This is a genomic window from Pedobacter sp. 05T44 (assembly GCF_056395985.1).
The window spans coordinates 82,039-96,846 of the sequence record NZ_JBFTKO010000013.1 but is presented as its reverse complement, the minus strand read 5'-3'; the positions used below and the strand labels follow the sequence as shown (position 1 = coordinate 96,846).

Sequence of the window (14,808 nt, the reverse complement as noted above, 5' to 3'; positions counted from 1 at the left end):
ATCATATAACATGATTGCGAAAAGGGTGTTTGACATCGTGTTCTCATTGGGTGGTATGTTCTTTTTGTCGCCAATGTTTATTGTGGTTGTTATTCTTTTAAAGTTAGATTCAAAAGGGAGCATTTTTTACAAGCAACTTCGGGTAGGCTTAAATCAGAAGAATTTTAAACTGATAAAGTTTAGAACGATGTATACTGATTCAGATAGGGCCGGTTTGTTGACTATTGGAGATCATGATTCGCGTATTACCAAAGTTGGATGCTGGCTAAGGAAATATAAAATAGATGAACTTCCACAGCTTATTAATATTCTAAAGGGAGAAATGAGTTTTGTTGGCCCCAGACCGGAAGTACTTAAATATGTTGAATTGTACGATGCCTCTCAAATAAAAGTACTTAGTGTAAAACCGGGCATTACAGATTGGGCATCCATTCAATATATAGATGAAAACGAGTTGCTTGCAGCAGCCGAAGACCCAGAGAGTTTTTATATTAACACCATTATCCCTTCAAAGATTACTCAGAACTTAAAATACATTGATCACCACAACCTTTGGGTTGATCTGAAGATCATTTCATATACCCTGAAAAGTATAATTAGAAGATGAAAATATTGAAAGTTTTGGATTGGCCATCAAAAAGATTTTATGGCGAATCACATCATTTTTATCGCTGGAAAAAGAATCTTCTTGAGCATGATTTGAAAGTAGAATTTTACTATGATCACAATGATAAAAGATTAAGGGACGCCGATTATTTGCTATTGCACTCGCGGTATTTTGCGGATGGCTGGCAAAACATACATACCAGATCTTCTAAAAATGAGAATGAACTGATTATGTATTTAACAGAAATGAAACGAACAGCAGGTAGACTGATTTGGTTTGATGCTGCGGACTCTTCCGGATCCAGCGACTTTCCAATTATATCTTTTGTTGATGTTTTTATGAAAAAACAGCGACTAAAAAACCTTGATTACTATACCGTTTCAAATAAGGTAAATGACTTAAGGATATGGCTAAACACAATTTCGGATGATCAAAAAACAACTTTTGTACCCTGCCCCGAAGCGGAACTTCATAAAATTAAACTTGGTTGGAATATCGGGTTTAATGATTACAGATACTTTGGGTATAAAATGAGCAGATTAAGTAATTATTTGAGTTATAGGGTTTACCCAACTCATTTATCTACTTACGATAAAGACAGGAAATATGATTTGGCTTTTCGTGGAACAATCCATAAAGATAATGGGAATAGAAACATGATCTCTTATCAAAGAAACCATGTTTTAAGTCTTTTTGATCGCCTGAATTTGCAAATAGCAAGTGGTGGGAATGTAAGCAAAGCCAGATATTGGAAAGAACTAAGGGATTCGAAACTTAGTATCAGTCCATTTGGCTGGGGTGAAATTTGCTATAGGGATTTTGAAACGTTTATTTCTGGATCGGTACTGATTAAACCGCTTATGAATCATCTTGAAACTTACCCGAATCTGTTTATAGAAAACGAAACCTATGTTCCTGTTAATTGGAATTTAGAAGAACTTGAGGCTCGCCTTGAACACATGGCAGCTCATTATGATGATTATAAACACATCGCAAAAAATGGCCAGGAGAAATATTTTAATGCGATTAATGATTCCCAAGGTTTTATAGAAACTTTTAAACAAAACATAGAATAGCTTATAATGCATATGAAATTAATTGCAGTTGTATTTATAGTGTTGTATTTATACAGCCTGTCGTTCGGGGTTTTTATGACAAATTTATTTAGAATCCCTACGCCTCTTATTTTCTGTTTACCACTTATTTTTTTGTTTAGGGAAAAAGATGGGCTAGGATTTTTGTACAAAACGGAGCTTCTTCTTCTTGGGGGCGCTATTTTCTTGTACAATGCGATTGGTTTTTCAGATTACATGGTGTTTATGGCCAATACCTTATGCATTGGAATGTGCGCGCTTTACTTTAATTATTTTGTAGGTGCAGATAAAGAGCGATTTACGATTTCTGTTTATATTTTTTTTGCCTTGCTGACATTTTCATCAATTGTAATGGTTCTTAATCCATTTTATTTATCAGAAATAAATAATCTAAGGTCGATGCTGATGGGAGAACCGGTCGTGCAGAGTCCTTCGGGAATAGCAACATATCAATTTAACTTTGGTTATCAATTGGCCGCCCTGGTTCCATTTCTATTGATTTTTACTCTAGTGTTTGACAAAGCGCTTGTTATTAAAATAGTTAGTCTTTTGGCTTGTTTACTGTTTATATATCTGGGTATGCAACGCTCGGTATTTGTAGGTTTTGTTTTCTCGGTATTCTTGTTCCTGATATTGTATTACAATTACAAAGCGATTTTTATTGTGGTGTTTGCTGTTTGTGCAGCTTTTGTATTCTACACATACATTTTGAAAGATAATACAGACTCTTATAATAACATTCTTACCAAGAATGAACATAATATGGAGGAATACAATAGATCAACCCTGGCTGCTGAAAACTTAAGAATCTATTCGGATTATCCTTATGGGCTTATATTTTATGGGAAGGATTGGTCAGACGTTACTTATCGTAATGAGGTGTTCTCGTCGGGGATTACTTCGCACAATGCCTACCTGATGTTTCTTACCTATGTCGGACCTTTTTTGGGTTTGGGAATATTGGCCGGATTGTATTATAAGATTTCAAAGATCATTATCAATGCATTTCGAAATGTTAAGAAGAAGAAATATGCGTTGATGATTTGTCTTTGTTGTTCATTTATTGCCGTTTCCATCAATTCACTGTCGCACAACTCATGGCTTGTTAGCGCAAACGGCCCTACCTTTTTCCTGTATTTCGCGATTCTGCACTTAAACTTTTTGCTGAACAGAGAAGCTGATCTGGATGAGGATGTAGTTGTAACCCATATTTAAAGCCGAATGATATGGATAAGGAAACCATTAGAGATATCATAGACTGGGATATTACAAACTGGTGGAGGGCAATTGATTATCTGGATAAGAATGTGCCAGCAAACGAGAAGAGTACACAATGTTTGGAATTGGGCGCGGCACGTGGTGGGCTATCACTTTGGCTTGCACTTAGAGGCAACTCAGTACTATGTACGGATCTTAAAAATCCGGAGCCTATAGCAGGTGAAATTCATTGTAAGTATGAATGTGGCATTAATATAAGGTATGCGGCTTTGGATGCAACGGATATTCCTTTTAAGAACCAATTTGACATTATCGTATTTAAATCTATCCTGGGTGGGATTAGCCAGAATAATAGAAATGAATATAAAGCAAAAACGCTAAATGAGATTTATGGTGCCCTGAAGCCGGGAGGCATGCTGCTTTTCACAGAAAATTTGGCCGCTACTAATCTCCATCGGTTTCTGAGAAGGAAATATGGTACCCCTGGATGGAATTATCTGGATATAAATGAGGTAGAAGAGCTATTTAGTGCATTCAAAACAATCAAATATACAACAACAGGTTTTTTTGGCTGCTTTGGTAGGACTGAAAAGCAAAGAATCCTTTTAGGACACCTTGATGGATTATTGGAGTTCATCATCCCAAAGAGAAAAAGATACATACTAAGTGGTATTGCAACGAAATAATTTTTTGAATCGGATTTCCAGGTACATATAACAATGGAGAAAATCAAAATAATGCACCTTATAGGTGATTTAACTAAGGGAGGAGCAGAGCGCTTCGTAGTTGATTTGTGTAATGAGCTTGCTAAAGATGACCAATATGAAGTTTATTTGGTTTCTATCTGCTGGAATGATCCACAAGAGACATTTGTGAAAGATATTCATAAGAATGTTCGCTACGTTTCTTTCAATAAAGGCAGAGGATTTAGCTTAAAGGCTTTTTTGGGCTTAACCAAATGGTTGAATAGGGAGGAACCTGATGTGTTACACTCTCATTTAAATGGCTTCGAATATCTGGCCTTATATCTATTGGCTAGCAAGCACACGTTGTTCTTTCATACCATTCATAATATCGCTGTGGCGGAATGTCCAAATTTTATACTCAAAACCTTTAGAAAGTTCTGGTATAAAATAAATAAGGTGAAACCTGTTACGATCTCATTTGACGGCAAGAAAACTTATAGAGATTATTATCAGCTGGATAATGACATTTTAATTGAAAATGGAAGACAGGATCTGGTAACAACTGATGAATATCCTTTATTAAATGAAAAATACAAGGAGGGCGAAGACGCTTTTATTTTAATTCATGTAGGACGAATTGTATCGGAAAAGAATCAGGATTTATTAATCAGGGCTGTAAAGAAATTTAATGTTACTGAAGACAAGAAATGCAAACTGATCATTATTGGAGAGGTTAAAGAAAAGCATTTATATCAGCATTTACTGAAACTGGTTGGTAACGATCCATACATAGAATTTATAGGTGGAAAGCATAATGTGGTGGATTATTTAAGTATAGCCGATGCATTTTGTCTTTCAAGCATATTCGAAGGAATGCCAATTTCTTTAATCGAAGCCTTATCGGTTGGCTGTATTCCAGTTTGCACGCCTGTAGGGGGGATTGGTCAGATGATCAGACATGGAAAAACCGGTTTTCTAAGTAAAGATGTAAGTGTAGAAAGTTATTACGATGTATTAAAAGAAGCGCTTTATCATCCTGATAAAAAAATGATCAAACTAAACGGAAGGTTATTCTTCAAATTAAATTACCATATCCAGGCATCTGCAAATGCCCATTTAAAAACCTATTCTACAATGTTGATCTCGGATAAAAGCAACATGGTGAAAGGGTACCAGATGATTACTAAGATTTAACTTAAATAGAGATGATAAAATTTACTAGTGACGAACTCAAAGTAGTAAAGAAAATTGAGGTATTAAAGAATGAGGCAGGCTCCCATTCACCTAGTTTCTTTACATTCAAACAAAAACTCCCAGAGGTAGACATTAAAGTAGATGCTTGCTTTTTATCTAATCCTTATGCAACGGATTTGTTTATTGAGTATTTTAATAAGGAAATACTTCATACTGGGAATATCAGAGATTTATTGGAGAGTTATCCCTCTCAAAATGGTGTAATTGCTGAGATTTTAGCTGATTTCTTAAAAATTGATTCAGGGAATATCTTTATTGGCAATGGAGCTATTGAAATCATTCAAGCTGTTATCCATAATTTTACCAAAAGGAAGATTATCATTACAATACCTACCTTTTCATCTTATTATGAGTATGTTAAGGATGGTGTGGAGGTGGTGTATTATAATTTATCAAAGAATAATAATTACAACCTTGATGTAGAAGAATACATTGCATTTGTTAAACAAAATAAGCCAGACACCATAGTATTGATTAACCCGAATAATCCAAATGGTGGTTATACAAAAGCTGCTGATGTGCAGCGGATTATAGAAGAGCTTTCATTTGTTGACAATATTATTATAGATGAAAGCTTTATTCACTTCGCATATGAAAGTGAATCTTATCAGCTGGTATCATTATCTCATCTTGTTAAAGAACATCCTAATGTTATTGTTCTAAAAAGCATGTCGAAGGATTTTGGGATTGCAGGTGTAAGGGCCGGGTATGGTGTGATGAGAAAGGAATATGTTGATCTTTTATTAAAGAATGGTTATTTGTGGAATTCAAATGGTTTTGCCGAATATTTCTTTCGATTGTATACAAGAGCGGATTTTGCACTTAGATATGATAAGGTAAGGGTAAAATATATTGTTGAGACGCTGGAATTTATACAGGAGCTGAGACAGTTGCCAAATATTAAAGTTTACCCAAGCATGGCCAATTTTGTACTTATTGAGTTACTGGAAGGCATAAAATCTACAGAGTTTGTAGCCAAACTGCTTATAAGTTATGGCATTTACGTAAGAACATGTGATGATAAAATTGGCTTAAAGGGACAGTTTATAAGATTAGCATCCCGTTCAAAAGATGAAAACGACTATGTAATTCAAAGCATAAAAGCATGTATTCAGATGAATGACGTTTTGAAATTGGTAAATGAAACGGTTGTTTAAAGCAATAGTTTTTGGGATTTGTAATTTGTATTTCAGGTATCGTTTTAGAAGGTCTATAAAAAATGCCGTCCAAAATCAGGAGATATACCTTGTTGATATAGATAATACCCTTGCCGATACCTGGCCATCACTACAAGATTATGTTTATAGAAATGAAAACCACCGATATGGATCGTTATCGATTTTTATTGGGATGCGGAATTTTATACTGGATAAAACCAGAACCAGGCAGAAAGTAATATTTATATCCGCAAGAAGCTACCTCGACTACTTTTCGACACGTAAATGGCTGGCAGCAAATGGCCTGAAGGCTGATTGTGTAATTCTGGTAAGGAAGGCTGAAGACAAGCTTGATTATATAAATGAACTATTAAACAGAGGCGTGCCTGTAGTTTATATAGACGATTTGAGTTATGGTCATGAGTCTGGAGTAATGAAATTATATGAAAAGGTAATATTGAAATTGAAGGAAATGCCTATAAAATACTTAGGTATTAAAGAAATAGAACTAATTAATTCAGCTTATGAAACAAGTAACCAAGGTACTAAAGAGAATAGCGCGTATCATCAGAATTATAGTAGCAATTAAATGGCTAAAACTCTGGAGACTGCATGATGCTAGTAGTGATATTTTAGTTTGGATTCCCTTTAGATCTATTAAGTATTTTGGATCAGATGCATTTATATGGGATATGGCAACTATTGCTGGGCTGATAGCAGAAAATAAAAGAATAAAAATTGTGTTTAATCTGGCCATTGGGAAATACCATAACAAAAAGATTTTTTTTTCCATTAGCAATCGATACAATATATACAAGTTTGATAACTATACCCATATACTGTCGCATATTACCATGCAGCTTGAACAGCAGGGAAATTCAGTATTTCCCAAACACAGCGAGACCATGTTATGGGAAAATAAAACCTACATGCATCAAGTGTTTTATGTAGAGGGTGTTAATGAGCCTAAAACACGAATTTTTGAATCAATTGAAGACTTGGTAAAAGCGAATATCTGTTTCCCTTTTCTTATCAAAGCAGAGCATTCCTCATCTTCAGAAGGGTTATACAAAATATCATCTATAAAAGATCTTTCAGACCTTGTTTCGAACAAGAAATTTGTGGCAGAAAACAAGCATATTATAGCACAGGAGCTGATTAATATGAGAAAAGACCTAAGGGTTATTTTGGTTAAAGGAGAGATTTTGCTCCATTACTGGAGAATAAATTTAAATGAAGAATGGAAACCAACTTCGACAAGTTATGGAAGTAAGGTAGATTTTGATTTCTTTCCGGAACAGTGGAGAGCACACATTATAGAAACCTTTAAATCATTGAAGATCACTACCGGTGCTTTTGATGTTACCTGGGAAAACGATGACCTGAGTACTAAGCCTATTTATCTTGAAGTTAGTCCATTTTATCAGCCGAATCCTAAAATGGAATTAAAGGAAAAAGCGTATGCCTTTTATAAGCAGCATTTCAGCTTATTTAATTCATGGGATGTTAAGTACGTAAATGTTGTTTTTGATATTAAGCATAAACAGGTAAAGGCATACCTGGAAGATTCCATAGCAAATTAAGTTCTCAATTAATTTTCCTCTCAAATAAAATAGTTTATGAAAGTGAATAAACGGGTGATCTTAATGACCCCATCTATGAGCAAGGGTGGAGCTGAAACGCAGCTATTGAAAATTGCATCATTTCTGCAATCAAAGCATCATAAAGTATTGATCATTTCTTTAAAACCCATTGATGAGTTTAATGGTGATATCAGAAAAGCCGGAGTAGATGCTTTGTTTTTAAGGAATTGGTCTAGCGCTCCGTTTTCGAACATACAGATACTTTATAAAACCATTAAAAAATTCAGACCTGATGTAGTTATTGCTTTTATGTTCATTGCAATCATATTTGCACGCTTATTAAAGATGAGACTTAAATTTAAGTTGATCTCTACCATTAGGATATCTGTGATCCCTAAAAAATGGTATATGCCTTTTAAACTTACGGACGGACTTGACGATGCAGTTGTTTACAATTCTGTTGCCTCTATGATAAATTTTGAAAAGCAGAAGTTAGTGAGCAAAAGAGGTATAGTGATTCATAATGGAATTACTATACCACAACATACCAAGATTGATGGCGAATTGGTTAATGGTAGTTTTAAGTGGGTATGCATTGGTCACTTTAGGTGGAACAAAGACTATTTAACACTCTTTAAAGCAATAGCACTTTTAAAACACAAAAATTTCACGGTAGATATTGTTGGAGATTTAAATGGAGAGTTGTGGCCTGAGAAAACAATTGAGGAGCTAAATATTCAAGACTATGTTAACATCATAGGTTTTAAGAAAGAAGCACATAGTTTTTTAGGCCAATCAGACGCTTTTGTGCTTTCCTCTTTTTCAGAAGGGATGCCAAATGCAATTCTGGAAGCTATGGCATATGCGAGACCTACGGTTGTAACTGATATTGATGGAAATCATGAATTGATTGAAAAGGCACAATGTGGTTTATTATGCGAGAAGCAAAATGAGCATGATATGGCCAGTAATATGTTAAAGATAATGGATATGTCTGCTGCCGATAGAACTGCTCTTGGTGCTAAGGGCCAGCAACACATTAAGGCACGATTTAGTGAAGAGCAAGTGATGGGGGAGTGGATGCAATTAATTGACGGCTTAGCCGGTTAGTGCTATTTAGAATTGACATAATATGTGCGGAATATTTGGAACGATAAACTATGAATATCCAATAGAGAACAGTATGATCTTTAATGGGTTATTGCACAGAGGCCCCGATGAACAGGGACATTATAGCTTGTATAATGTAAATCTTTACCATACCAGACTGGCAATTCAGGATTTAAGTGTAACCGGGCAGCAACCAATGGAACACAATGGACTGGTGATTGTTTTTAATGGTGAGATTTACAATCATATGGAGCTTAGAGAAAAGTATGGTCTTAAGGCTTCTTCCAATTCTGATACATTGACCATACTGATGATGTTTGAATTGATGGGCATGGATATGCTTGAGGAATTTGATGGGATGTTTGCATTTGCATTATATGATACCCTCAATTTTAGAATGTACCTGGCACGTGATAGGGCGGGCAAAAAACCTTTGTATGTATATAATAAAGCAAAAACCTTTGTTTTTTCGTCGGAGCTAAACGTACTTTATAAAAAGTGCAGACCTGAGATAGATTACTCCTCGCTGGCTGATTACCTCTATGTTGGGCATCATTACCGTAAAGCTACTCCGTATCTTTTTGTTAACGAGTTGGAAAATGGGCACTATTTAAAGATTGATACACTTACAGGTCTTTGTGATGATGTTTGCTGGTTTAAAATCGAAGACTATTATAAAGCAGAAAGATACCCCGATTATACCGATGCTGTAACACAGCTCGATGGCATACTGAAAACTGCAGTTAAAAGACGAATAGATAGCTCCGATTTAGATGTAGGATCTTTTTTGAGTGGAGGGATTGATAGCGGATTAGTGACAGCAATGGCCGCTGAACAAACTTCAAAACTTAAAACCTTTACGGTTAAGGTTCCGGGATCTTTTGATGAATCGGCCCTTGCAGAGAAGGTAGCAAAGAAATATGGAACCGACCACACTGTTGTTGAAATAGACTTTTCTGATTTAACCAACGATATAGAAAAGATCATATCTAACCATGGTGAGCCTAATTCTGATAATTCCGCAATACCGAGTTATTATGTGGCCAGGGAAGCCAAAAAGCATATAACGGTTGTTTTAAATGGTGACGGTGCAGATGAGCTATTTGGTGGTTATAGAAGATATGTGCCATTTAAACACGTAGATTTTTTTAATCCGAGTCAATTTACAAGGATTAGTTCAAGAATCTTAACGAGTCTATTGCCTGTAGCTAATCAGAAACAAAGTAATTACACGTATATATATAGGTTATTGAAGTTTGGTGGCTATTCTGATTTGGTTAAAATCTATTGCTCAGCTTCTTCAGATCTTTTTGTGGGTTTTGAAGACGCGTTTCTTGAAAAACCAAAAATGAAGGTTATTTCAAGTGATCTTGCAAGAATTAACGACTATTCAATTTCGCCATTAAAGAAATTGCTGCTGATGGATTTTGATTCGATGTTGTTCAGCAGACTACTTACCAAAATGGATATTGCTACCATGGCACATTCTTTAGAAGGAAGAAGCCCTTTTTTAGCAAAAGAAGTTCTTGAATTTGCCCCTGGATTACCGGACAATTTTAAAATAAAGAAACTCCAGACCAAAGATATTTTGAGAACGCTTGGAAAAAAATATCTGCCGGCTGAGCTCATTGAACAACCTAAAAGAGGATTTGAAATACCCCTGAAGAAGTGGGTAGATCATGAACTCAAAGAGATTATCAATACCTATTTGATGGCTCCGGATAATTTATATTCTAAAATCATAAAAAAAGACTTCATAATGGACCTTATTGCCAGAAAGATTAAAATTTCTGATGAAAGAAGGGCCAAAATACTCTTTTGCGTATTCAGTCTGGAAGTGTGGCATAAAAACCTTTAAGCCTAAATCTATAAATCTAAATTTTAAAGCGATCGTTATGAAAGTATTGGTTACCGGTACAGCCGGTTTTATTGGGTATCATCTGGCAAAATATTTGTTGGAAAGAGGCGATGAGGTAGTCGGAATTGATAATATTAATGATTACTATGATGTAAATCTAAAACATGGCAGGCTCTCAGAAACAGGAATTGATGGTTTATCCTTAGAATATGGAAAAGCTGTAAGAAGTTGTAAATATCCCAATTATCAGTTTGTTAAACTAGATCTCACAGATCATGGCAAGATGAAGAAACTTTTTAAAGGATGTCATTTTGATGCGGTATGTAATTTAGCCGCGCAAGCCGGAGTAAGGTATAGTTTGACGAACCCCAGAGCATATATTGATTCAAATATCACCGGTTTCCTAAATATTTTAGAGTGCTGTCGTACACACAATATCAAACATTTTGTCTATGCAAGTTCATCAAGCGTTTATGGTTTAAATAAAAGAATGCCGTTTTCTCCAAGTCATCAGGCAAATCATCCGGTATCAATATATGCTGCTACAAAAAAAAGTAATGAACTTATGGCCCATACTTACAGCCATTTATTTAAACTCCCAACAACGGGGCTACGCTTTTTTACCGTATATGGCCCTTGGGGAAGACCTGATATGGCTCCATTTCTTTTCACAAAAGCAATTCTGGAACACAAGCAGATAGATATCTTTAACAATGGGAAAATGAAACGGGACTTTACCTATATAGATGATATTGTGGATGGAATTGTTCGTGTTATTGATCATCCCGCAAAAAAAAGTGTTTTATGGGACGCTTCTGTTCCTGACCCTTCGAGTTCCAATGTTCCATACAGGGTATTTAACATTGGAAGAGGAGAATCAGTAGATCTGTTAGAGTTTATTACTGAAATTGAGAAAAATATAGGTGAAATTGCCGATAAAAATTATATGCCAATGCAAAATGGCGATGTTGCAGAAACCTGGGCAGATATATCGGTAATGAAGAAAATGCTGGCATATGATCCGAAGGTTTCAGTATCTGAAGGGGTAAGAAATTTTGTGAATTGGTATAAAGATTTTTACTTGGTAACAAAAAAGGGACAAACGCATCTAGCAAGTGTTGTTTATCATTGATAATTCTCTTACAAAACAATACTAAAAATTATTGATAATTCTAAGTTTTGGGCCAAGTATATTTAGAGTTTGAGGTCTGATGGTTCTTTTGTGACGGAAAAATTACATTTATTCATGTGTTTGAACATGCTTTTTGTAGTTAATATCTACGTCGATATTAATAATTTATCACTATTTTAAATTAATTTAAAATTTGTATCTGGAAAATATTTTAATCAATTGATGCCTGATATAATAATAAGTAATATTTGATTAAGCTAAAAGATATTCTAATTTCTGAATGATAATTTATTAATTATAATAATTAAATCGATGAGATTTGCTAAATTGGATTAGCGCCTGAAAAATGGTTTTCTTTATGTAAAATCATTGATTTTCCATAATTTTTGAAGTGTATAGTGACGCGCTTTTTCGCGTTACCATTGTATACTTTTAAAAAATCAAATGGAAAGAAAAAACAAAACATCAAATCGACTGCCCATGAGCCTTCTATTACTGTTAGTTGTATTAACTTTTAGTAAATGTAAAAAAGGCTCGGATGCGGCAACCCCTGAAAACCCACTTACGCAGACTGATACTGGTGTAGCAGCTACGAGCACCACAAGTGGTATTAAATCATTACAAACATTTAGAGTAGCAAGTGACGGTGGTTACTCTTACAGAGTTTATGAGCTTCCAGTGTCAGGAGATTCACAAAGCCAGCCCAAAGTATCAACAATGAGGGTCTTTGAGGATGGAAAAGAGCTTGGTCCTGCGCATTCAAGCGCAGCAGACATCAGGAACATTGGTAAAGGACGCTTTTGTCATTGGCTTACCAGCGTATATATATCTGCTTCGGATAATAGCGATCCAAGGACCAATGGACGTAAGTATACTTATACCTTAGATGGCAGCAGTGGTTCTGTTGTACAACCTCCGGTAACGAGTCCTGTAGCGCCTCCGGCAACAAGCGGTGCTATTATTGGTTATGCTATGGTTGACGGTAAAACCACAGGTGGTACAGGTGGCCAAACCATAACTGTAACAACTTATTCTGCTTTAAAAAATGCTGTTTCATCAAATACAGCTACGATTATTAAGGTATCCGGAAGAATTACTGGTACAGGCTATTTAAACGTAGGTTCCAATAAAACAATCCTTGGTATGAAAGGTTCGAGTTTGGAAGGTGTTGGTTTATTAGTTTATGGAACCAGTAATGTAATCATCCGTAACATGACCATCAGAAATGTGGTAACCTATTCAAATATAGTTATTAAAGAAGGTGCTCATCACGTGTGGGTAGATCATTGCGATCTATCATCTGATAGAAATCACGGATGGGACTATTATGATGGTCTGTTAGACGTTGGTAACAGAGCAGATTATGTTACTTTATCGTACAATAGATTACATGATAATAATGTCGCGATGTTAATCGGTTTTGGAGATGCAAACACTAACGATATTGGTAAACTTCGTGTTACTGTCTACAAGAATTATTTCTATAATGTTTCTGAAAGACAACCTTGTACAAGATTTGGAACCATGCACGTATTTAATAACTATCTGCAAAATGGTAGCGGATACGGGATTGGTGTAACTATGGGTGCGACAGTAAGAACAGATAATAACTATTTTGAGAACCAGCATTATGCGATTTATACTGATTTTAATTCAAAACCAGGATTTGTTAGTGGCGCAAGCACTAATATTTACAAAGGTAGTGTAAACAAAATTTCAACAGCAGCATCATCATGGGTACCAACCTATGAATACAAGTCAGAACTTATTCCAGCAGCAAATGTTCCTGCGACTGTGATGGCAAATGCCGGAGCAATCCTGAACCTTTAAGCAATAATAGTTTTTGATTTAATAACATCTTTTTTGATGGTCATAGTATTAAGGGCGTGTTTCAACTCAGTTGAAACAGGCCCTTAAATATTTACCTATAAATTTAAATCAACATGGTAAAAGAAAGAAAGATAATCTTGATCTCATGCGATTCTCCACGTTCATTGCTGGATTTCCGAGGTAAATTGATAGAAGCATTAATTGTAAAACACGAAGTGATTATTTTTACTCCTAAAATTGAACATCAGGAGATTAAAAATAAGCTAAGTGAAATGGGGGTAAGGGTATATGAAAATGGATTGAATCCGAGTAATGTATCAATAGTCTCTGATCTTAAATACCTCTTCGAATTGCGCAGGCTGATCAAAGCTACTAAACCCGATGTGTTTTTTCCCTACACTTTTAAACCAGTTATTTATGGCGCTTTTGTTGCCAGGTTTTGCAGAGTAAATCACATCACACCGATGCTGACGGGGCTTGGCTACAATTTTTTAAATGTAGGTTCAAGGAAAACGGTAGTTCAAAAGATAACAAGGATTTTGTTAAAATTGAGTCTGAGAGCAAGTAAAAGATTGCAGATCATTTTTCAAAATAAGGATGATTATAATACACTGATTCGTGCAAATATTATTACAAACAAGAATATAGCTCATGTGGTGAATGGTTCGGGGGTAGATTTGTCTCACTATGAGTACTCTCCCCCCGATTTAAATAACATAAGTTTTTTGATGATTTCGCGATTAATTAACGCGAAAGGAATTAAGGAATACTACTATGCTGCAAAACAGATCAAAGAAAAATTCCCTGATGTTGTTTTTAAACTAATTGGGCCTTATGATGATAACATTGATGCCATTAGTGCGGATCTGTTTTCAAGAATAAAAACGGATGGAACCATCCAATATTTTGGGCTGGTTGATGATGTAAGACCATACATTAACAAATCTTCTGTTATTGTGCTACCATCTTATTATGGAGAGGGAGTTCCACGGTGTCTTTTAGAGGGAATGGCAATGGGAAGGGCAGTTATTACCTGTAATTCTGTTGGATGCAGGGAAACAATTAACCCGCTTCTAAGAAAGGCCAATGGTTTTTTGGTTCCAATAAAAGATATTCAACAATTGGCCTCTAAAATGGAGTACTATATAAGGCATACAGATGATGTTGCAAGATTCGGGCTAAATGGCAGAAAATACGCAAGCGAAAAGTTTGATGTAAACAAAGTGAACCAGACTATGGTTAATATTCTGGAAGGAGCATAATCCTACTACCTAGGAAA

General features: G+C 35.4%; 13 protein-coding genes. All 13 read left to right on the top strand.

All coding sequences use genetic code 11. From position 1 onward, the window contains the following. Positions 1 to 10 precede the first annotated feature (10 nt). The 13 genes from AC1DDK_RS19050 to AC1DDK_RS18990 all read left to right on the top strand — a co-directional run bounded on the left by AC1DDK_RS19050 (position 11) and on the right by AC1DDK_RS18990 (position 14,791). Complete coding sequence (locus AC1DDK_RS19050; protein WP_172662596.1) at positions 11 to 607, top strand: sugar transferase; 597 nt, start codon at positions 11 to 13, stop codon at positions 605 to 607. Continuing rightward, positions 604 to 1,683: a glycosyltransferase family 1 protein gene (locus AC1DDK_RS19045; protein ID WP_172662597.1), complete on the top strand. Its 1,080-nt coding sequence runs from the start codon at positions 604 to 606 to the stop codon at positions 1,681 to 1,683. Before AC1DDK_RS19050 ends, AC1DDK_RS19045 begins: the two co-directional genes overlap by 4 nt. 132 nt (positions 1,684 to 1,815) lie before the next feature. Continuing rightward, a complete protein-coding gene (locus AC1DDK_RS19040) occupies positions 1,816 to 2,916 on the top strand; it encodes an O-antigen ligase family protein (protein WP_246269694.1) in 1,101 nt (366 codons plus the stop codon). Between the two features lie 11 nt (positions 2,917 to 2,927). Further along, positions 2,928 to 3,605 carry a class I SAM-dependent methyltransferase gene (locus tag AC1DDK_RS19035; RefSeq protein ID WP_172662599.1) on the top strand — a complete coding sequence of 226 codons (678 nt, stop codon included), beginning with the start codon at positions 2,928 to 2,930 and terminating at the stop codon, positions 3,603 to 3,605. A 33-nt stretch (positions 3,606 to 3,638) separates the two neighbouring features. Further along, complete coding sequence (locus AC1DDK_RS19030; RefSeq protein WP_337715977.1) at positions 3,639 to 4,799, top strand: glycosyltransferase; 1,161 nt, start codon at positions 3,639 to 3,641, stop codon at positions 4,797 to 4,799. 11 nt (positions 4,800 to 4,810) lie between these two features. Continuing rightward, the gene (locus AC1DDK_RS19025; RefSeq protein ID WP_172662601.1) at positions 4,811 to 6,016 is read left to right on the top strand and encodes a pyridoxal phosphate-dependent aminotransferase; all 1,206 of its coding nucleotides are present in this window, start codon (positions 4,811 to 4,813) and stop codon (positions 6,014 to 6,016) included. Continuing rightward, a complete protein-coding gene (locus AC1DDK_RS19020; protein ID WP_337715979.1) occupies positions 6,000 to 6,605 on the top strand; it encodes a hypothetical protein in 606 nt (201 codons plus the stop codon). The genes AC1DDK_RS19025 and AC1DDK_RS19020 overlap by 17 nt, the downstream gene beginning before the upstream one ends. Continuing rightward, positions 6,541 to 7,599, top strand: a complete 1,059-nt coding sequence (locus tag AC1DDK_RS19015; RefSeq protein ID WP_172662603.1) for an ATP-grasp domain-containing protein — start codon at positions 6,541 to 6,543, stop codon at positions 7,597 to 7,599. Before AC1DDK_RS19020 ends, AC1DDK_RS19015 begins: the two co-directional genes overlap by 65 nt. A gap of 36 nt (positions 7,600 to 7,635) precedes the next feature. Then, the gene (locus tag AC1DDK_RS19010; protein WP_337715981.1) at positions 7,636 to 8,709 is read left to right on the top strand and encodes a glycosyltransferase; all 1,074 of its coding nucleotides are present in this window, start codon (positions 7,636 to 7,638) and stop codon (positions 8,707 to 8,709) included. Positions 8,710 to 8,731: 22 nt separating this feature from the next. Beyond that, positions 8,732 to 10,567: an asparagine synthase (glutamine-hydrolyzing) gene (gene asnB, locus AC1DDK_RS19005; RefSeq protein ID WP_288883662.1), complete on the top strand. Its 1,836-nt coding sequence runs from the start codon at positions 8,732 to 8,734 to the stop codon at positions 10,565 to 10,567. A gap of 37 nt (positions 10,568 to 10,604) precedes the next feature. After that, positions 10,605 to 11,699 (top strand): NAD-dependent epimerase, encoded by a 1,095-nt coding sequence (locus AC1DDK_RS19000; RefSeq protein ID WP_172662605.1) that lies wholly within the window; start codon positions 10,605 to 10,607, stop codon positions 11,697 to 11,699. Positions 11,700 to 12,179: 480 nt separating this feature from the next. Further along, entirely contained in the window at positions 12,180 to 13,529 is a 1,350-nt protein-coding gene (locus AC1DDK_RS18995) for a pectate lyase family protein (protein WP_337715983.1), read from the top strand. Positions 13,530 to 13,642: 113 nt separating this feature from the next. Further along, on the top strand, positions 13,643 to 14,791 hold the full coding sequence (locus AC1DDK_RS18990; protein WP_288883667.1) for a glycosyltransferase family 4 protein: 1,149 nt from the start codon (positions 13,643 to 13,645) through the stop codon (positions 14,789 to 14,791). The last annotated feature ends 17 nt before the right edge of the window (positions 14,792 to 14,808 follow it).

What these genes read in the sequence shown, in the direction of transcription:
- AC1DDK_RS19020 (WP_337715979.1), top strand. Translation starts at nt 6,000, where the DNA reads ATGAAACGGTTGTTTAAAGCAATAGTTTTTGGGATTTGTAATTTGTAT.
- AC1DDK_RS19030 (WP_337715977.1), top strand. Translation starts at nt 3,639, where the DNA reads ATGGAGAAAATCAAAATAATGCACCTTATAGGTGATTTAACTAAGGGA.
- AC1DDK_RS19025 (WP_172662601.1), top strand. Translation starts at nt 4,811, where the DNA reads ATGATAAAATTTACTAGTGACGAACTCAAAGTAGTAAAGAAAATTGAG.
- AC1DDK_RS19045 (WP_172662597.1), top strand. Translation starts at nt 604, where the DNA reads ATGAAAATATTGAAAGTTTTGGATTGGCCATCAAAAAGATTTTATGGC.
- AC1DDK_RS18995 (WP_337715983.1), top strand. Translation starts at nt 12,180, where the DNA reads ATGAGCCTTCTATTACTGTTAGTTGTATTAACTTTTAGTAAATGTAAA.
- AC1DDK_RS19015 (WP_172662603.1), top strand. Translation starts at nt 6,541, where the DNA reads ATGAAACAAGTAACCAAGGTACTAAAGAGAATAGCGCGTATCATCAGA.
- AC1DDK_RS18990 (WP_288883667.1), top strand. Translation starts at nt 13,643, where the DNA reads ATGGTAAAAGAAAGAAAGATAATCTTGATCTCATGCGATTCTCCACGT.
- AC1DDK_RS19035 (WP_172662599.1), top strand. Translation starts at nt 2,928, where the DNA reads ATGGATAAGGAAACCATTAGAGATATCATAGACTGGGATATTACAAAC.
- asnB (WP_288883662.1), top strand. Translation starts at nt 8,732, where the DNA reads ATGTGCGGAATATTTGGAACGATAAACTATGAATATCCAATAGAGAAC.
- AC1DDK_RS19050 (WP_172662596.1), top strand. Translation starts at nt 11, where the DNA reads ATGATTGCGAAAAGGGTGTTTGACATCGTGTTCTCATTGGGTGGTATG.
- AC1DDK_RS19000 (WP_172662605.1), top strand. Translation starts at nt 10,605, where the DNA reads ATGAAAGTATTGGTTACCGGTACAGCCGGTTTTATTGGGTATCATCTG.
- AC1DDK_RS19010 (WP_337715981.1), top strand. Translation starts at nt 7,636, where the DNA reads ATGAAAGTGAATAAACGGGTGATCTTAATGACCCCATCTATGAGCAAG.